Source organism: Bacillus sp. FJAT-45066, assembly GCF_002335755.1.
In the GTDB taxonomy this organism is placed as follows: domain Bacteria; phylum Bacillota; class Bacilli; order Bacillales; family Bacillaceae_I; genus Bacillus_CD; species Bacillus_CD alkalisoli.
In genome coordinates, this window is sequence record NZ_NISQ01000001.1 from 1904825 (window position 1) to 1924305 (window position 19481).

Below are 19481 nucleotides of genomic sequence, written 5' to 3' on the forward strand. Positions count from 1 at the left end.
AATAAAAAGACACCAGGTCGAATGATTCGAGCCTAGCGTCTTGTTCATTAATATTTATTCACTTAAGTCAACGTTATGGTACACACGTTGTACATCATCTAAATCTTCTAATGCATCAATTAACTTCTCAAATTGTGCTTGACCATCTTCTGGTATTGTTACATCGTTTTGAGCTAACATAGTTAATTCGGCAACTTTGAAGTCTGTAATTCCAGTGTTCTTGAAAGCTTCTTGCATTGCGTGGAATTGGTCTGGCTCTCCATAAACAATTACCATTTCATCTTCTTCTAAAATATCGCGAGCATCAACGTCCGCTTCCATTAGAAGCTCTAAAACTTCATCTGCCGTTTTCCCTTCAACTGCAATAACAGCTGTAGCATCAAACATATAAGCTACAGATCCACTTACACCCATGTTTCCACCGTTTTTACCAAATGCAGCTCGAACTTCAGAAGCAGTGCGGTTTACGTTGTTAGTTAATGTATCGACGATAATCATAGATCCATTTGGTCCGAACCCTTCATAACGAAGCTCATCGTATCTTTCATCAGATGACCCTTTAGCTTTATCAATGGCACGATCAATAATATTTCGAGGTACGTTGTATGTTTTTGCACGTTCAAGTACAAATTTAAGTGCTTGGTTTGATTCTGGATCAGGCACACCTTGCTTTGCTGCTACATATATTTCAAGCGCAAACTTAGAATACACTCTACTCGTATTTGTATCTTTTGCAGCTTTCTTTTCTTTAATATTGTTCCATTTACGACCCATACTGTTCCACTCTCTTTCAAACTCTATAAAAATGAATAAAGTAAAATTAAATTTATATTAGATGAGATAGTCTCAACTATTTCTTATTATATACCTGTTTGTAGTTGTTTGTTAAGTCCTATCCAATTTTCTATAATTCAAACTCCCATTCTTCCTTCAATATTAAATACAACGCCAACAAATCATTTTCCATTTGCATATACCTTTTTGTGGAATGGTCTATTCCAGCTTTAGGAAGCAATATCTCTGCAATTTTCCTAGTCATTCTATCACGTTCTAATTCTGGTAAAAACAGAAAACGTTCGTAATACGTTTTCAACAAATTCCAATCTTTTTGTTTAAAGCTTTTTATCGTCCAATCGTCTAAAATTAAGCTTTCTTTCGTGATACGACGGTCTTCTAATATTCCATCCATCTTCGTCTTTCTTTTTTTCCCCGGACGCTCATGAACAACAATTGTTCCTGCAACGATATCTCCAATTCTCTTATGTTTAGAATGGAAAAAGATCATAATGATGCCAAGAAAATAATTAGCTGGTAAACTATCAATAATTCTTAATAAATTTCGTACGGCACTTGCTAGCAACGTAATACTATGGCCATTTTCTTGAATAACTCTTATTCCTACTATCTTTTTGCCAATTGTTCTTCCACCTGTAAAGTATTCAAAAGCAAAAAAGTAGCCCCATTGAATGGCAAAAGTAATGACAATAACTATCGCAACAAATGTTCCTGAAAAATTAGAAATGTCAAAACCTAAAATCATCATGAATACGCCAAAAAACAAAAGTAAGTATACAATGATTATTAATAATTGATCTAAAATAAATGCTGATGCCCTACTCCCTAGCCCAGCTGGCTCAAACTGAATGGACACAAACTCAGGGGTTTTTATATTTACATTCTCTTCATGCATTTTTTAACCTCTTTTCTCGATGCTACTGTTTCTATTTTTCTAAAAAATTACTATAATGGAAATAGTATAATAATAGAGAGCGTTTCATCATGTAAAACTATTAATCGAAAAGGAATAACAATATTAATTCTATACTACAATTAGAAGGTGCATTTATGAATCTTAATCAGTTTATTAAGCAACATAGAAACGAATGGAGTCTTTTAGAGAACTCCATAAATCTTATTTCTAAAAACCGTCGAAATTCGGCTAACGACATTGACCAGTTCCATCGCCAGTACGAAAAAGCTGCACAACATCTTTCTTATAGTCAAACTTTTTTTCCTAATGAAGACATCACTAGATATTTGAATGAGTTAGTTTCTAAAGCTCATAATCTATTATACAAAGATCAAGTTTCTAGTTTTAAGCAAGTGAGAGAGTTCTTTAGTACGACATTTGTTCGCTTGTTAGCGGAGCAGTGGAAGTTTGTTTTTATCGCCATGGTTCTATTAACGTTAGGTGGGATTGGAGGTTTTTTTGCTGTTTGGCATGACCCACTTACTGCCTATACGTTATTACCTGCCAATATGATACAAAGCATTGAACCTAGTAGCCTTACCGATAAAGAAGGAACAGTAGAAGCCTCCCTCTTCTCTGCCTCTATTATGACGAATAATATCCAAGTTGCATTTATTGCTTTTGCAGGCGGAGTTACATTTGGTTTGTTAACAGCTTATATTCTTATCTTTAACGGCGTCCTTGTTGGTGCAATTGCTGCAATTTTTTGGCACGCTGGTATGACTTATGAATTTTGGGCTTACATTGTTCCACATGGGATGATTGAACTAACTGCTATTTTCATTGCTGGTGGTGCAGGCTTGTTAATGGGATACAAATTGTTTGTACCTGGACGCTATTCTAGAGGCTATCAATTAAAGGTACAAGCTAAAAGGTCCGTTCAATTGCTGATAGGTACTATTCCATTGTTTATTATTGCAGGAATAATAGAAGGATTTATTACGCCTGCAAAGCTATCATTTGAGGCTAAGTATTTAGTTGCTTTTGTTACGGTTATTGGTTTGATTCTTTATGCTGTTATTGGATTGCATTTGAATAAAAGAAAAAACAAATGGAAACCGGCTGAGGAATGAGCCGGTTTTTTATGAATTTAAACACTACTGTTGATTTCCGCGCAAGGCTTCGCTTTCTGCGGGCGTGTCTAGGTCTAGCGGCTAGCTCCTCGAGTCATAAGCCATGGTCATCTCGAGGACAAAGAACGCCCTCAAGCTCCCCCTGTCTTATGCTAGTCGGAGCTGAACGAGCCGCTTTCATTTTTCGTGGCGCCGTGGAGTCTCAGCCTTGCACGGAAATTAACAAGGTAATAATATTTAAATATCAACACTAAGCATTATAACAACCCTCTATTCAGCATGTCGATGTAGTGAGAGACGGCGACGGTGGCTAGGTTTTCTTCTTTTGTTTCTATCATTGGTAAGCCTTGTTTTTCCCATCGAAGCTTTTCTCTTTTTTTACGTAGCAACTGCTTTTGAGCCATGCTTTTTTCCATCGCTTTTTGCAGTGTGTCTGGTTCTTCCTTAGATTTCGCTGCGAGCATTTCGTCTTCTACACCTACCATGAAAAATAAGTGCCTTTTTCTTAGACGAACTAAGTAGTACATAGTGCTTTCTTCAAATAAAAAAGTACGCACATCACTAAATAGTAACAAAAGGCTTCTCTTTTTTTGTACAGTTTGTAAATAGTTTAGGACTGCACCATAATTGGATTCATATGCATCCACTTCTAAATGATAAATAGACTTCAAAATCGTTTGTAGGTGTGGCATCCCTTTTGCAGGCGGAACATATACTTTTACTTCTTTTGAAAATGCTAGTACACTTACATAATCCCCATTTCGCAATGCTGCTGTCGCTACTGTTACCGCCGCTTCTAACGACTTTTCCAAACGGTTACCCGTATTAAGTTCAGCACCCATCATTCGTCCACAATCTATTAATATCGTAATGTTTTTTCCATGTTCAGGTTCGTATTCATTTGTCATCACTTCACGTAACTTGGCTGTTTGGCGCCAGTTTATTTTCCGCGGATCATCACCGATGGCATATGTTCTTATTTTAGAAAACTCACCACCATTACTTACTTGTTTCCTAATTTTAGCACCTTCATGAAGTAAGTATTTCTGCGCATTTTCTAAGTAACTTTTTGATTCTGTTAGATCTGGTATAACTTTGATGTTCCCCTCTAATTGTACTGCCGTTTGCTTTTTCCAAAGGCCTAGCTTACTAAAATATCGAACATACAGTTTCGATAGAGAATAGTTTCCGCGAATAGTCGCAAGCGTTTCATAGATTAAAGATGTGCTTTTCTCCCTCTCTGCTATCCCTTTGAGTGGAAATGGACGTTGAAATGATTGTGGAAGATCGTCAAACATTTCAAACTTTATTGTATGATTCGAAAAATTTTGTATGGAAATATGGACGTCATACTTTATACCACGCTCAAGTTCGCTAGTCATTTCTCGTTTAAACTTTAATTTCTCTTTTTTGGGAGACAGTAGCAAATCAATTAAAGTTAAAGAAATAAACAACACATTTAAGATAAAAATCTCAAGCCACCCTATCCCAAAAAAGGTAAGAAGAAATAGTATGGACGAAAGTATTCCATACAAAACTACTAGTTTCTTCGTTGGAACTATGCCTTTATCGCGGAACAGGAATCGACCCGACAAGTTCTTCCATAATTTGATCAACAGTCGTCCCCTCCAATTCTACATGTGGAGATAATTGGATACGGTGTCTTAAACTTGGTCGTGTCACCATTTTCACATCATCCGGTGTGACGTAATCACGACCTGAGAGATACGCCCAAGATTGAGCAGCTTTGCCAATCGCAATTCCTGCCCTTGTACTAGCTCCAACCGTAATCATTTCAGTTTCACGTGTTTTACGAACAATTTGCATGATATAATCTAGTACACTATCATTTAGCGTAACGTTTTCAATCTCTTTTCTAATAGTTAAGAAAGTTTCTAAGTCGAGTGTTTGTTCTACCTCATGTAATTGCATTCTATTTTCCATCACTTGTTTTAGCACATTCTTTTCTTCTTCAAAAGATGGAAAATTAATTTTCAACTTGAATAAAAAACGGTCTTGTTGAGCTTCTGGTAACGGATATGTACCTTCGTACTCAATCGGGTTTTGTGTGGCAACAACAAAGAAAATTTCTGGTAATGGATATGTCTCGCCTTGAATGGTTACTTGTTTTTCTTCCATCGCTTCTAGGAGAGCAGCTTGTGTTTTTGCTGGAGTACGGTTGATTTCATCCGCTAACAGAATGTTTGTAAAAACTGGACCTTTTAACGTTTCAAAATTATTATCCTTCAAGTTGTAGATAGCACTTCCGGTAATATCACTAGGAAGCAAGTCAGGCGTAAATTGAATTCGTTTGAAATCTCCGCCTAGTAATCTAGCAAGTGTACGCACCATTTGTGTTTTCCCAGTACCGGGAACACCCTCTAACAAAACATGTCCTCCCGCTAGAACAGCAGACAACAATAGTTTAATATTCGTACTTTGTCCAAGTATTCTATGTTCATATCTTTCTAGTAGCAATGCTAATTTCGGATTCATTCCCCTTCAACCTCTTTTCTTAAATTATCTATTCTTTTAGACCAGCTTAAATAATCTTTTTTACTTAAATGAGTATCGTCTAAAACTTTCTCCATTCCATTTATAAAATTACGTTGTTCTTCTTTTGTCATTCGTTTACACTTTCGCTCAAGTTGGTCTTCTGTATCTTTCCAACTTTGAGAAAAAGGAATACCCCATTTTTCTTGTAGCAATAATTTCACGTATTCTACTTGTACATGTAATGATTCATGGTAGCTACGCCCCTGTAAATTCCATGCGGATAATGCTTTAATGCTTTCGTCACTAAATCGTACTGATTCTTCTCTAGCCACTAATATTGGACCGAACCTTTTACCTCTTTTCCACAATATAAAGGAAGTTAGTAAAATCCCTTGAATTAACAGAAAAGTAAACCAAAGTGGATAAGCACGGACGTAGTTCATAAAGCCCTTTGATTGATGAATGTACTCATCAAACAAAACCTTGTCAAAAGTAAGTTCATTAAATAAAGATAGAAGTAAAGGCAAATGGTCGTCTTTTAAAATCAACTTGTTCGTCATCCATTGAGGAGTATTTGCTATAATCAACGTACCGTTTCCAACATGTCGCTTAATGGCAATTACTCCTACTTGATCATTCAGTAGGACTTTATCTGTATTTGCTGGCATTAACCTTACAAATGAATAAATATCCGCCATAAATTCTTTTCCATCATTGTCGGTTACCGTTGTGAACATTTCCTCACTCATATCTCCTGGAATAATCTTTGTTGACAAATCAAACATGTCCTTTGGATTATTTTGTAATAATAAAATAGAATTGCCATTGGCTAAAAATTGTTCGTATTTTACGAACTCTTCAGAACTAGGCATGAAAAACGGTTCCACCATTATTAATAGATTACCAGCTGAGGTAGGAAGTAATTCTGGTGAATGGTTCCAGGTTGTCACTTCAAACTCTTTCTCCAAATATGTATAAATGGCCTTTACCCCTGTAGGTGATGGAGAGTTCGATACATATGGTGGATATTGTTCCCGACTAGTTGGGGATGTCATAAAACTAATGAAGAGAAACAGTAATAAAAGTAGCAGGAGCCATAGCCATGATTGTTTCAAGATTCTTTTTTGCATCAGTGTTATGACTCCTTTCCGTCTTCTTTATTGTGCATATTTTTTTCTAGCCAACTTGCCACTTCTTTTGCAAAAGGTTCATATTCTTCTGGCTTAATTCTTCGTTCACCGTATGTTGCTTCATCAAACAGAAGGACCATTTCCTTAAAAAATGTCGCAGCATCACGGTTAACTTTTAATAACTCCTCATAATACTCCCAGTTTGTTTTCCAAATTTTCGCCTTGAGCCATTCTTGCTCATGGAAAAATAATAGAATAGCTAAAAAGGAATGACGAGTCGCTTTTGTATAGTCCATATTTTCTTCTTGACGTTTTGCTTCTGCTAAATGCATTTCTGACGTCCATTCTAATTCGTGTGAAGAGTAAACTGGAGCATTTTTTCCTGCCTTACTTCTTCTACTAAAGGATGGATTCATATAAACTAACACAATGATTGCTACTATTATTAATATAATAATAAGGAAGTAGATAAATAGTGTTGAGGAGAGACCTGTTGCCCCCATATTTCCAAAAACAGAGGCTAGCATTTCATTTATCCACTCTTGAATTCTCGCCCACATTTTTTCAAGAAATGTTTGGTTATAGTATGCTTGATATTCTTGTTCGCTTACTATTTTTTCTAGTTCATTTCGCACTTCATTTGTTTGTTTCATTTCATATCACCTAACTTTATGTAGGACTGTTTTTTGCTTAGTTAATTAACGGAATGAAGCGGGCTTTCCTTCTTATTGGAAGGGGCCCGCTTTTATGTTATTTCATTCAATAAGATCTTAGTTTTGATGAAATTTAAACAGTTTTACTATTATATTCTTCGATCATATCTTTTAAATCATCGCCATCATGACGAATCTTTAAATCGAAGAAGACTACTGCAAATCCAATACCGAATATCATCGTCGTAAACGCAGTTAGAACATCTTGAATTAATGTAAATAACACACTGTTACCAAGTAATGCGCCAAACGCTATCTCTACTGCAAATCCAATGGCAAGAATGATTAAGGTAAAGATAATATACAGACCAATAATATTCCAAACTCTACCTCTAGTTAAGTTCCAGCTTCTCGTTAAACCAGGAGATTCATAATCAATAACAACGGATCCGATATAGAAACTCCATCTAGTTAATAGATAGAAGATTGGGATTGCTGCAGCTAGAAAAATAATAAATGTAAAAATGATGCTAGCTACTGGCCCCATCATAAATGCAGAGAATGTAATCATAAAAATTCCAATAACAGCAACTGTTATGAGCCCCCCTGTTATAAGACCATAAAGAATACTACTCCCAAGAATTGCCCAAAAGCGTGAAAATGCTCCTTTTACTACTGTTCCAATTGTAAAGTTCTCATTTTTACGAAGGTGATTTATTCCTAAAAGTATAGCTGCATATAATAATGGATAAATGATTAATGAAATAAAATCAACGAATCCTATTAATACGTCAGCTCCAGTTAACGGAACTACTTCATCCGACATCATATTTTCTCCAAATGAAGATAAAATACGGTCTAGCCAACCTTCCCCTACACCAACTTCACGTATGAAGCTTGTTCCAGTAGACAATCTTGCTAAAGCTTTAATCAAGAAGAATGGTCCGAAGAACAGTAAAGAAACAAAGAAAAATACTTTAAAATGGCTTTTACTTAACTTAAAAGTTACATCCAAAATTTCACCAAATCGCTTCGGCCTATTTAACTTACTAATCACAATATACCGTCCCCTTTTCACATAATTCAAATATGTAATATATTGCTATATTAATATCCTATTATTGTACCATCAAATAGAAAAAAGTAGTGTAAAAATTTCATAAACTTTCAAATTATTACAAATTCATTTCAGGTGCCTGGCACTTGTAATATGATTGAAATACAAAAAGGAGAAGAGTCAAAGTGAGAGACTCTTCTCCAAGATGTTTATGCTGTTGCTTGTTTTTTTAGTAAACCTACCAATAATGCTGTAATTACTGTACCGATTGCGATTGCTAACACGTATAGTGCTATGCTACCAGTAACGATTGGAATAACGAATATTCCTCCGTGAGGTGCTGGTAATCCAATACCGAATAACATAACTAGTGCACCTGAAACAGCTGACCCTACAACAAGGGAAGGTATAACACGTAATGGATCTGCAGCTGCAAACGGAATCGCACCTTCTGTTATAAACGTTGCCCCCATTACGTAACATGTTTTACCTGCTTCACGCTCTTGTTTATTGAATTTCTTCTTAAATAATGTCGTTGCTAATGCTAACCCTAGTGGTGGAACCATACCTGCTGCCATAATCGCTGCATGTGGAGCGAAGTTTCCTGCATCAATCATCGCGATTCCGAATGTAAATGCTGCTTTATTAATTGGTCCACCCATATCAATTGCCATCATCGCTCCTAAAAGCAATCCTAAAAACACTAAGTTACCAGAACCAAGTCCACCTAACCAAGATGTTAATCCATTATTAAATGCTTTTAATGGTGTAACAAGCCATAGCATCATCATTCCTGTAATAAAAATGCCAAATAAAGGATATAGTAATACGGGCTTTATTCCTTCTAATGATGCTGGAAGTCCTTTTAAAGCATATTTCAAACCAAGAACAATATATCCTGCTAAGAAACCAGCAATAATACCACCTAAAAATCCTGCTTCACCAGTTGCCGCAATTAATCCACCAACCATACCTGCTGCAAGTCCTGGGCGATCGGCAATACTCAAAGCGATAAATCCTGCTAACACAGGTATCATTAGCCCAAACGCATTTCCACCACCAATGGTCATTAACGCTTCAGCAAACCAATGATAATCAGGATGACTTGGATCAAATGCTTCAATTCCAAACATAAAAGATATCGCGATTAATATTCCTCCACCAACAACAAATGGAAGCATGTTCGAAACACCATTCATCAGATGTTTATAAAATCCTGAACGTTCTTTTACCCCTTCTGTTTTTGCAGATGATTTATCAGTACCAGTATAAACTGTACCATCTCCCTTGCTAGCCTTGACTAAAAGTTCTTCTGGTTTTCTAATGGCTTGTGCTACTGGAACTTGAATAATTCTCTTTCCATGAAAACGTTCCATATCGACATGTTTATCTGCTGCCACAATAATTCCTACAGCTGAGTCTATGTCTTCTGCTGTTAATTCATTTTTCACACCACTTGAACCATTTGTTTCCACCTTAACAGTAAATCCTAATTCTTTTGCTTTATTTTTCAGAGCATCTGCAGCCATATAAGTATGAGCGATACCTGTAGGACAAGCAGTAACAGCTAAGATTATTCCAGTTGAGGTTACATTTACCTCTACAACTTCTTCTTGGAATAATTCTTTTTCCTTATAATCTATTAAATTAATAATCTCGCTTTTAGAAGTAGCTCTTACTAACTTGTTGCGAAAATCTACATCCATTAACATAGATGATAGTCTAGATAGTGTCTCTAAATGAGCATTATTAGCTCCTTCACTCGCTGCTATCATAAAAAATAAGTGACTTGGTTGGCCATCTAACGCTTCATAGTCTACTCCCTGCTTGGAGCGTCCAAAAGCAATTGCCGGAGTTTTAACAGCGTTTGTTTTAGCATGCGGAATAGCTATACCTTCTCCAATACCAGTAGTACTTTGAGCCTCACGAGCCAAAATTGCTTCTTCAAATTTTCGCTTATCTTCTAATTTCCCAGCAGAATCTAACGTATTCACTAACTCTTGAATCACATTACTTTTTGAAATTGAACTTAGTTCTAATTTGACCGTTTGTTCTGTTAATAAATCAGTGATTTTCATTGATAATCCTCCTTTTTATACAACTTCTATATTTATTTTTTCTAGTAAACTTTGCACTTGGAATTTTTGGCATAAATCATTTGAAAAAGCAGTAGCGCTTCCTGCAGCAACTCCATACTGTAATGCTTCTTTAACATTTCCACTAATAGAATATCCTGCTAAAAATCCTGCTACTAACGAATCACCTGCGCCAACAGAGTTCTTCACTTCTCCTTTTGGTGCTTTTGCTACGTACACTCCTTCACTTGAATAAAGTAGTGCACCATCTCCAGCTAAGGAAACGATAATGTTCTCGACACCTTGCTCATGAATCTTCGCCGCGTACATTATTGCTTCTTTCCTATCTTTAATTTCTACTCCAAACAAATCTCCTAATTCATGATGGTTTGGCTTAATTAAAAATGGTTTATAAGCTAATATATTTTTTAGCGTTTTTCCACCAGTATCAACGACAACTTTTACGTTTTTTAATGCGCACTTCTTTATTAAGTCTACATACATTGTGGATTTCATTGTTTCAGGAATGCTACCTGCTAAAACAACTACATCACCTTCTGTAATCCTAGCAAACTGACGTAGGAACAGTTCCATTCCTTCTTCATTTACTATCGGACCAGCTCCATTTATCTCTGTTTCGCTTTCTGCTTTTAACTTCACGTTAATGCGAGTTTTGCCAGCCACTTCTACAAATCGTTCTTTAATATCTTCTTCAATCATTTTTTCTTTAATAAATTCACCTGTAAAACCAGCGGTAAATCCTAATGCTGTATTTGGTACACCTAGACGTGTTAATACGCGAGATACATTGATACCTTTTCCACCTGGATAGTACATTACTTCTTGTGCTCTGTTCACTGTACCCTCTTGAAATAAATCTACCTTCATCACATAGTCAATGGATGGATTTAACGTTACTGTATATATCATGTTGCCACCACCAATGTTGTTTTTTCTGAAAATGCTTTGTAAACTTCATCTTCTATATTGCTAGTAATTAATGTGGCTTCTTCCAAATTAATGATCTTAGCAAATGTAACTTCATTTATTTTCGTTTCGTCTGCCACTACGAAAGACTGTTGCGCCAATTTAATGGCTAAGTTTTTCAAATGAGCTTCTTCTGGGTCTGGGGTTGTGTACCCTGCCTTTAAATGCACACCATTTGCTCCGATGAAAGCCTTATCAAAATTGTACAGCTGTAAACTTTGACTAGCTTTACTTCCAATAATTGCTCCAGTTTTATTTTTCATAAAACCGCCGACAATATAAGTAGGGATACCTTTATCCATTAATAACTGAATATGGTCATACCCATTCGTTACAACCGTGATATTTTTTTGTGTTAAATGTGGGATGATATGATATGTCGTGGATCCAGCGTCAAGAAAAATACAATCTCCTTCGCTTACAAACTCTGCCGCTTTTTTGGCAATAAGTTGTTTCGCCTCTAAATTCCGGGATGATTTTTCTAATAGTGTCGGTTCTTCACCTTTTTGATGAAGCTTCGCCGCACCACCATGAACACGTTTTAGTTTATTTTCTTCTTCTAATTGACTTAGATCTCTTCTAATCGTAGATTCAGAAGCGCCTGTTTCTTCTGTTAATTCTTGTATTTTTACAACATTTTTATGTTGAATTAAATCTAATATCTTTTTTTGTCTTTCTGGCGTTAGCATATAATCACCTTTTTGTATTGTTTTGTAGTGCTTACTTTTATTGTAATGTAAACCTTTACAAAAATCAATCAAAATCAATCAATATATTTCATTTTCAATCAAAAACAATCACAAACTATCATTAATCACTCTTACTTTTAGTGATTATTTGTAACTTTTAGGTTATAACACGAAGACTTTGCTTGGAATTTCTACATAGTTGAAAATTGGTTTGAGTGGAGAATGTTCAATGAAGAAAAAACAAACGAAAAATAACTAAAAAGAGGCCACTAGATCAATAATATTGATCTAGTGGCCTCTTCCATTTAAAACAACCGGACGTTTCAAAGCTTTTTAATCTTTACACTCACTAAATGTTGATGAAGTGTAACTTCTTCAACAAATTTTTTTGGCATGCTGAACTTCATCAGCCTTATGAAGTTCAACCTCGATAATTTTTTGAGGCTACATGAACTTCATTGGCCTTATGAAGTTCAACTACGATAATTTTTTTATGCCTGATGAACTTCATCGACCTTATGAAGTTCAACTACGATAATTTTTTTATGCCAGATGAACTTCATCGGCCTTATGAAGTTCAACTACGATAATTTTTTTATGCCTGATGAACTTCATCGGCCTTATGAAGTTCAACTACGTTAGATTTTTTATGCCAGATGAACTTCATCGGCCTTATGAAGTTCAACTATGATAGATTTTTGAGGCCAGATGAACTTCATCGACCTTATGAAGTTCAATTATGATAAATTTTTGAAGCCAGATGAACTTTATCAACCTTATGAAGTTCAACTTCGATAGATTTTTGAAACTAGATGAACTTCATTAGGTTTTTGCCCCAACCCTTTTAGCTAAAACACGGTTATATAGTTTGAACCGAAATTGTACTACGATATCTACTACTCTCGTAGCTATAAATTGACTAATAATCGCATATAAAATAATTTTCCAATCCATCAGTAGCCCCGTCGCTAGAAGGATTGTACCATTTATATAAAATAGTGTTTTACCTGGCTTTGAATTTCTTATTTTGCATATAATTAAAGCTAAAATATCCATTCCACCAGAAGAAGCCCCAAATCTAAATAAAATCCCTAGCCCTATTCCAAAGAATACTGCACCTAAAATTAGGTCAACTATCACATAGTTTAATGGACTTAGAGTTTCAATTGAAACCACGTTAATTGTGATTGCTGTAACAGAGACACAAAACATTGTCCAGGACGCACTTCCAAGTCCTAACCATTTTATTGCCATTAATAATAGAATTGCATTTAGACACCATATTGTCCATGCAAAAGGAACTTCCCATACATGGTTGAAGATAACAGCAAAACCTGCTGCACCGCCAGATGGAATAAAATGAGGAAACAAAAAGAAAGCCATCGCTAAGCCTTGAACGGTACTTCCTATTGTTAATATAATTAATTTATGTAGTTTTTTCATTCATGAATCTCCTAGTATTCAAGCTATTTTCTATTAAATAGCATAACAGACATCAAAAAGAGAAGGTAGTCAAACTTACCTTCTCTTTTTTCTTACATTTCTAGCACATTCATTTCTAGCATCTTTAGTTCATAAAAATAACCTTTTTTGTCCATTAGTTCTTTAAAAGTTCCCACTTCGATTACTTTTCCTTCTTCCATCACAACAATTTGATCCATTTTCTCGAGACCTGTTAAGCGATGGCTAACTATCACTACCGTATCTTCCTTAGCATATTGTAATAAAGCATCATACAACTTCTGCTCCGTCCAGCTATCTAAAGAGGAAGTTGGTTCATCTAATAACCAAAGTCTCCCTTGTTTAAGAATAGCCCTCGCACCAGCTAACCTTTGCTTTTCTCCTCCAGATAAGTTTTCTCCTTTTTCTAAGACAATATCATTTGGAGTGAAATGATGTAATTCTACTTCCTTTAATACACGTTGAACTTCATCATCTGAGAGATCTTCTTTTAACAACAAGTTTTCCTTTATTGTTCCATAAAAGAAATGGTTTTCCTGCAAAACTACTCTACTGTTAGACCAGATAAAATCATTACCTTTCTCAGCAATGGGAACTCCATCTATACAAACTTCGCCACTTTTCGTTTCCTGTAGCTTTAAAAGCACATGAAGTAGTGTAGATTTCCCCGAACCACTCGCTCCAACGATAGCTGTTTTAGTGCCCTCTCGTATTGTTAAACTAACTTCCGACACTACTTCACGAAATTGTTCAGGAAATTGTACACTCACATTCTTCCACTCAATAGAAGGTGCACTATTAAAGAAAGAAAGTTTTTCCCCCACAACATCTCCAGTTACTTTAGCTTCACTTATCACGGAATGTAATCGTCCTGCAGCACGTTCACTTTCTTCATAATATATAGGAAAAGTAGCCATCGGAGTCGAATGGTCAAATACCGTTAAACTAATCATGACAATCATTGCTAAAAGGACTCCGTCAAGTTGACTAGTTGCTACCAAGTATCCTCCTAATCCTAATACAGCCCAAAATATAATAAAAGATGTAGCTAAATTAATGGAATGGTTTAGATTGGCTTGGTCATTCGATTTTCTTTGCTCATTTATATAGCCTTTATATTGGTCCGTTAATTTTTCACCTTTAATCTCTATGTTTTGGTGAATCGTTAATTCCCTAAACCCTTGAAACCATTCCGTTACTTCTGTAGAAAACTTCGCTCTCTCTTCTAAAATATGATTACTAATAGTCCGTTGCTTTCTAGCAAATAGGATTGGAATAAGAAAGCCAGTTAACAATAATCCTACAAATAATAAAACTACGACGTGCCAAGAATAAAAGCTAACAAATAACATCGTACTAAAAAACACTAAGACCATTAAGATTGGTGGATAAACTACACGCAAGAAAAAATTTTGTAAGTTTTCTACGTCACCAACTATACGCGCTAATAGGTCTCCACTTCTATATTTTCCTAAAACTGCTGGTGGCAATTTCTCCAATTTTTCATAAAAGAAAACTCTTAAGTCACTTAACATAGTGAATGTTGCACGATGGGAATAGTATCGTTCTGCATATCTACTTGTTGCTCTAACGATGCTTCCTATCTTCACGACAGCAACCATTGCAATTAATACGTATAAAGGAGGCTGAAGCGCTGCTTGGGAGATTAAGTAGCCGTTCGCCGCAAATAGTCCTACCGCAGTTATTCCTGCTAAAAAACCAAAGACAATAGATAAATATATATCCCTTTTCTCTTTAACCATTACCTTTACTACACTACCTAAATCTTTCAAAACACTTCACCTCCTAATAAAGTAACTGATAAGGTTTGGATGAATGAAGTAATTCTTCATGTTTACCTTGACCTTGTATAACTCCTTTTTCTAAAAACAAGACGTGATCTGCCTCAACTATAGTCGGTAATCGATGTGCAACTGCAATAACGATTGCTTTTTGAGCTAACTCCTCTATCGCCTTTTGTAAGATCTTCTCTGTTTTTAAATCAAGTCCTGAAGTTGGCTCATCAAATAAAACAATGGATGGTTTCTTTAAGAACGCACGTGCTAGAGCAATTCTTTGTTTTTCCCCACCAGATAATCCTCTTCCGCCTTCACCAATATATGTTTCAAATCCATTCGGCATGGATTGAATGAAGTTTAATATATTCGCTTTCCTAGCAGCCTCTTCTAATTCTTCTCCTGTTGCTTGCAGACCTAGTGTGATATTTTCGGCTACCGTTCCAGAGAATAGAAATGGAGACTGTGTAATGTAACTTACATTAGCAAACCAATCTTTTTCATTGTAAAGACTTCTATCTACACCATTTAGAAGAACTCTTCCTTCTCGGCAGTCTAGCAACCCAGCTAAACAATGTAGCAAAGTCGTTTTTCCAGAACCACTCTTTCCTACTATTGTTACAAGACCAGTAGTTGGAAGAGTTGCTTGTATATGTTGTAAAGAGAATTTTTCACTTTCGTATGAAAAGGAAACATTATCTAATTCAATAGACATTGGCCCTTTTTCTAACTTTTCTTCTCCCCACCTAACCCGAGTATCTTCTTCTGCTAATGATTCTTCTATTTTATTAGCCGCTCCATTACTACTTCTACCGGCGTGAAACGCACTACCAAGTTCTTTTAATAAATGAAAAAACTCAGGAACTAATAGAAGAATAAAGAATGCAGTGAAGAAATTGATAGAGTTAAAGACCACTAGACGCAAACCAAGTTCTAGTGCTACTAACCCAACACTTAACATCGAGATGAACTCAAGCATTAAGGAAGAAGTAAAGGCAACTTTTAGTATTCCCATTGTAGAATCGCGAAAATGAATGCTACTAGATTGAATAACATCTCGATAGTGCTTTGTTCGCCCATACAGCTTTAAACTCACTAACCCTTGAATTGTATCTAAAAATCTACCTGAAAAAGAAGACAAACTATCTAGTTTTTCTTCTGACTTTTGCTGTGTGGCTTTTCCAATAATTATCATAAATAACGGAATAAATGGGGCTGTAAATAAAATGATGAGTCCTGAATATACATGCTGAGAAAAAACCGCAACTAATATAATGACGGATACAATCGTAGTAATCATTTGTTGCGGTATATATTTACTGAAAAAACCATCCAATTCATCTACAGCATCCAGCATCACACTAACCTTTTTTCCTGATTGACCTTTATAAGAAGTTAAAATTGTCTGATTAGAATATGCTTCTAACAACTTTTTTCGATAAGAAGCTTTTACTAACGCTGCCATCACATTACCGATACGTCCGATAAAGTAAGAAATGACAGCTCTTAAAAGCAGTACGATAAGCAAAGCAATTAACAATGGGGTAACATGCTGAAAGCTAAGCTTATTTAAAAATAGATCATCCACAATGGAAACAATGAAATAACTTTGCGTGATGATAACTATTCCTAAAACAACGGCAAGGCCAAATAGACTATAATAGAGTCCCTTCTGTGCACGGGCCAAGCTTTGTAATCTTTTCATTTCTATTCCTCAATCTTCGTGCTTTTCGTAGCGACAAAAAAGGAAAGAGCCATCGCGAGCACGACAATAAGAAGTGGTGCATAAAACAGTAAAAAGTTATGCATAGTGCTTCTCCTCCTTAATTTAACCTTTTTTAATATAAGGTTTGTTCATAATAAATAGTTTAAATACGAGATACAAAGAAGGAATTAATAACATAAGCCCTAAAATAAAGACGACTATTAGCGCCATCGCCATCGTTTCGTTTGTAAAACTATCATAGATTGTTAAATACGGATATAGTAAATATGGGTAGCGAGAAGCCCCATACGCATAAAATGCAAACGCAAACTGCAATACGACGAAAATAAACGACCTTCCGTAGTACGCTTTTTTCAATAACCATAAACTTGCGACAAAACATACAAACGATAAGGCAAATACCCACCATAAAGAAAGCAAGCCTTCAAAGTGTGAATAGTTATGCCATCTCATCTCAATGATAATTCCTAATGCCGTGATAATGGTAGGGAAACTCCATATCCATGTGTATTTTCTAAATAGTTTAAGTGCTCCTTCGTCTTCTGCAACGGAAGAATAGTAAGCTAGGAAACTTGCAGAAATAAACAAGACGCTTACTAAACTTAGTAAAATAATAGACCAGGCAAACGGACTTGTGAACAGTGCGACGTAATCTAGTTCAATCCCACCCCAGCTTGTTTCGCGGATAAATCCACCTTGTGAAACAATTAAAGCAGTTGTTAAAGATGCCGGAATAAGAACCCCAGTCACACCATACATAAGGGTGTATCCTTTATGTCCCTTCGTACCATACGTGCCAAATGCATAATAGCTACCTCTTAACGCTAAAAGTATGATAGAAATACTAATCGGTATTAATAAAACTGTACCGAAGTAATAAGCAGTTTTTGGGAAAAATCCGATCATCCCCACAAAAAAGAACACGAGAAAAACATTCGTAATCTCCCAAACTGGTGATAAGTAACGCTGAATAACAGAGTTAACGAGATGATTTTTTTTCGTTACAATTGTCGATGCATTAAAGAAGCCTGCTCCAAAATCAATTGATGCAACGATAACGTAACCGAAAAGAAAGAGCCATAAAACGGAAATACCTAGAATCTCAATTGTCATACGGCTACACTCCTTTTCTCACGTACTTTTTCTAACTCTAATTCCACTGGATTTTTTCTAAACATACGTGTTAATACAACTGCTGTACCTACCAACAAAATAAAGTACAATAGGGCAAAGGCAATAAACATTACCCAAACATATGGGGAGTCTGTTGCTCCTTCTGCCGTTGTCATAAAGCCTCTCATAATCCACGGTTGACGACCTACTTCTGTAAACCACCAACCAGCTTGAATTGCTAACATGGACAATGGACCTGATGCGACTAACATAATACGAAATACTTTCGACTTTATCAGGTTCCAATTACGTTTAAGACCTACTACATATAAAAGGGAAAGAAGCGTTAACCCAATTCCTATCGATACCATCAAATCAAACAAATAATGGATAACGTATGGTGGATGATATTCTTCAGGGATATCATTTAACCCGATAACTTCCCCAGTAAAGTTGTTGTGTACTAGGAAGCTTAATGCATAAGGGATTTTAATCGCATATTTTACTTCATTTGTTTCTGTTAATATCCCAAAAAGAACAAGCGGTGCCTCTCCATCTGTTTCAAAATGCCATTCTGCAGCTGCTAATTTTTCAGGTTGATATTCTGCTAGAAACTTTCCAGACAAATCTCCAATTAAAGCTGTCGCAATACAAAAGATTAATCCCACTTTCATCGTAAGAGAAAGACCTTTTCTGTGGTACTCATGTTTATTCCCACGTAACAGGTGGAACGCTGCGATAGAAGCAAGGACAAATGCGGATGTCATATACGCAGACGTTAAGACGTGCGCTACCTTTGTTGGCATTGCTGGATTAAACATCGCCACTAATGGTTGTATATTCGTTAACTCACCATTAGCAAGTACAAATCCTTGCGGAGTGTTCATAAATGCATTTACAGATGTAATAAACAGAGCTGACATTGCTGCCCCTAAAACAACAGGAGCTAATAAGAAAAAGTGATACTTCGGGTTTTTAAATCTGTTCCATGTGTATAAATAAATTCCTAAGAAAATAGCTTCAAAGAAAAATGCAAAAGTCTCCATAAATAATGGTAGAGCAACTAATTGACCGGCAAATTCCATAAAACGTGGCCATAATAGCGCTAGTTGTAATGCTATAGCAGTACCAGTTACAACCCCTACCGCTACAGTTATGACATATCCACGCGCCCATCGTTTTGCCATCAATAAATAATGTTCATCATCTCTTTTTAAACCGAGCCAATGTGCAATCATGATCAAAATCGGCACACCTACTCCAACTGTTGCAAACAACACGTGTACCGAGAGGGTTAACATTGTTAAATACCGGCTAAATTCAACTGATGATTCCATTCAATCCACCTCAATACTTTCTCATTTAGTCATATGAAAATACTATATGTACAGTGTATAACTTATTCGCTTGTGAAAATCATCACATTTAAAACAATTCTGTTACAAAAAAGTGAAGGTTTTGTGAATAAATGCACA

17 protein-coding genes are annotated in these 19481 nt (G+C 35.9%); 1 reads left to right on the forward strand and 16 read right to left on the reverse strand.

Features of this window, described 5'->3' with window-relative positions; translation table 11 throughout:
* Positions 1 to 54: 54 nt before the first annotated feature.
* Both CDZ92_RS09700 and CDZ92_RS09705 read right to left on the reverse strand, forming a co-directional pair.
* Complete coding sequence (locus tag CDZ92_RS09700; protein WP_096155044.1) at positions 55 to 774, reverse strand: YebC/PmpR family DNA-binding transcriptional regulator; 720 nt, start codon at positions 772 to 774, stop codon at positions 55 to 57.
* A gap of 130 nt (positions 775 to 904) precedes the next feature.
* Positions 905 to 1690: an RDD family protein gene (locus CDZ92_RS09705; protein ID WP_096155045.1), complete on the reverse strand. Its 786-nt coding sequence runs from the start codon at positions 1688 to 1690 to the stop codon at positions 905 to 907.
* Between the two features lie 155 nt (positions 1691 to 1845).
* Here CDZ92_RS09705 and CDZ92_RS09710 point away from each other — a divergent pair, with 155 nt between their 5' ends.
* Complete coding sequence (locus CDZ92_RS09710; protein ID WP_096155046.1) at positions 1846 to 2823, forward strand: stage II sporulation protein M; 978 nt, start codon at positions 1846 to 1848, stop codon at positions 2821 to 2823.
* Between the two features lie 257 nt (positions 2824 to 3080).
* On the opposite strand, the gene CDZ92_RS09715 is transcribed toward CDZ92_RS09710, so the two are convergent.
* The 14 genes from CDZ92_RS09715 to CDZ92_RS09775 all read right to left on the reverse strand — a co-directional run bounded on the left by CDZ92_RS09715 (position 3081) and on the right by CDZ92_RS09775 (position 19343).
* Positions 3081 to 4439, reverse strand: a complete 1359-nt coding sequence (locus tag CDZ92_RS09715; RefSeq protein WP_096155047.1) for a DUF58 domain-containing protein — start codon at positions 4437 to 4439, stop codon at positions 3081 to 3083.
* Positions 4390 to 5319 carry an AAA family ATPase gene (locus tag CDZ92_RS09720; RefSeq protein ID WP_096155048.1) on the reverse strand — a complete coding sequence of 310 codons (930 nt, stop codon included), beginning with the start codon at positions 5317 to 5319 and terminating at the stop codon, positions 4390 to 4392. Before CDZ92_RS09720 ends, CDZ92_RS09715 begins: the two co-directional genes overlap by 50 nt.
* Positions 5316 to 6449 carry a DUF4350 domain-containing protein gene (locus CDZ92_RS09725; protein ID WP_096155049.1) on the reverse strand — a complete coding sequence of 378 codons (1134 nt, stop codon included), beginning with the start codon at positions 6447 to 6449 and terminating at the stop codon, positions 5316 to 5318. The genes CDZ92_RS09720 and CDZ92_RS09725 overlap by 4 nt, the downstream gene beginning before the upstream one ends.
* A 5-nt stretch (positions 6450 to 6454) precedes the next feature.
* Positions 6455 to 7102 (reverse strand): DUF4129 domain-containing protein, encoded by a 648-nt coding sequence (locus tag CDZ92_RS09730; RefSeq protein ID WP_096155050.1) that lies wholly within the window; start codon positions 7100 to 7102, stop codon positions 6455 to 6457.
* A 133-nt stretch (positions 7103 to 7235) separates the two neighbouring features.
* The gene (locus CDZ92_RS09735) at positions 7236 to 8159 is read right to left on the reverse strand and encodes a hypothetical protein (protein ID WP_096155051.1); all 924 of its coding nucleotides are present in this window, start codon (positions 8157 to 8159) and stop codon (positions 7236 to 7238) included.
* A gap of 209 nt (positions 8160 to 8368) precedes the next feature.
* The gene (locus CDZ92_RS09740; RefSeq protein WP_096155052.1) at positions 8369 to 10237 is read right to left on the reverse strand and encodes a PTS fructose transporter subunit IIABC; all 1869 of its coding nucleotides are present in this window, start codon (positions 10235 to 10237) and stop codon (positions 8369 to 8371) included.
* Between the two features lie 15 nt (positions 10238 to 10252).
* Entirely contained in the window at positions 10253 to 11164 is a 912-nt protein-coding gene (gene pfkB, locus CDZ92_RS09745; protein WP_096155053.1) for a 1-phosphofructokinase, read from the reverse strand.
* Positions 11161 to 11910 (reverse strand): DeoR/GlpR family DNA-binding transcription regulator, encoded by a 750-nt coding sequence (locus CDZ92_RS09750; protein WP_096155054.1) that lies wholly within the window; start codon positions 11908 to 11910, stop codon positions 11161 to 11163. Before CDZ92_RS09750 ends, pfkB begins: the two co-directional genes overlap by 4 nt.
* A gap of 822 nt (positions 11911 to 12732) precedes the next feature.
* Entirely contained in the window at positions 12733 to 13353 is a 621-nt protein-coding gene (locus CDZ92_RS09755) for a YitT family protein (RefSeq protein ID WP_096155055.1), read from the reverse strand.
* A 92-nt stretch (positions 13354 to 13445) separates the two neighbouring features.
* Positions 13446 to 15164 carry a thiol reductant ABC exporter subunit CydC gene (gene cydC / locus CDZ92_RS09760; protein WP_096155056.1) on the reverse strand — a complete coding sequence of 573 codons (1719 nt, stop codon included), beginning with the start codon at positions 15162 to 15164 and terminating at the stop codon, positions 13446 to 13448.
* Between the two features lie 13 nt (positions 15165 to 15177).
* Positions 15178 to 16872: a thiol reductant ABC exporter subunit CydD gene (cydD, locus tag CDZ92_RS09765; protein ID WP_096155057.1), complete on the reverse strand. Its 1695-nt coding sequence runs from the start codon at positions 16870 to 16872 to the stop codon at positions 15178 to 15180.
* A 2-nt stretch (positions 16873 to 16874) separates the two neighbouring features.
* Positions 16875 to 16976 carry a cytochrome bd oxidase small subunit CydS gene (gene cydS, locus CDZ92_RS20600; RefSeq protein WP_406564898.1) on the reverse strand — a complete coding sequence of 34 codons (102 nt, stop codon included), beginning with the start codon at positions 16974 to 16976 and terminating at the stop codon, positions 16875 to 16877.
* A 19-nt stretch (positions 16977 to 16995) separates the two neighbouring features.
* A complete protein-coding gene (locus CDZ92_RS09770; protein ID WP_096155058.1) occupies positions 16996 to 18006 on the reverse strand; it encodes a cytochrome d ubiquinol oxidase subunit II in 1011 nt (336 codons plus the stop codon).
* Positions 18003 to 19343, reverse strand: a complete 1341-nt coding sequence (locus tag CDZ92_RS09775; protein ID WP_096155059.1) for a cytochrome ubiquinol oxidase subunit I — start codon at positions 19341 to 19343, stop codon at positions 18003 to 18005. Before CDZ92_RS09775 ends, CDZ92_RS09770 begins: the two co-directional genes overlap by 4 nt.
* Positions 19344 to 19481 lie beyond the last annotated feature (138 nt).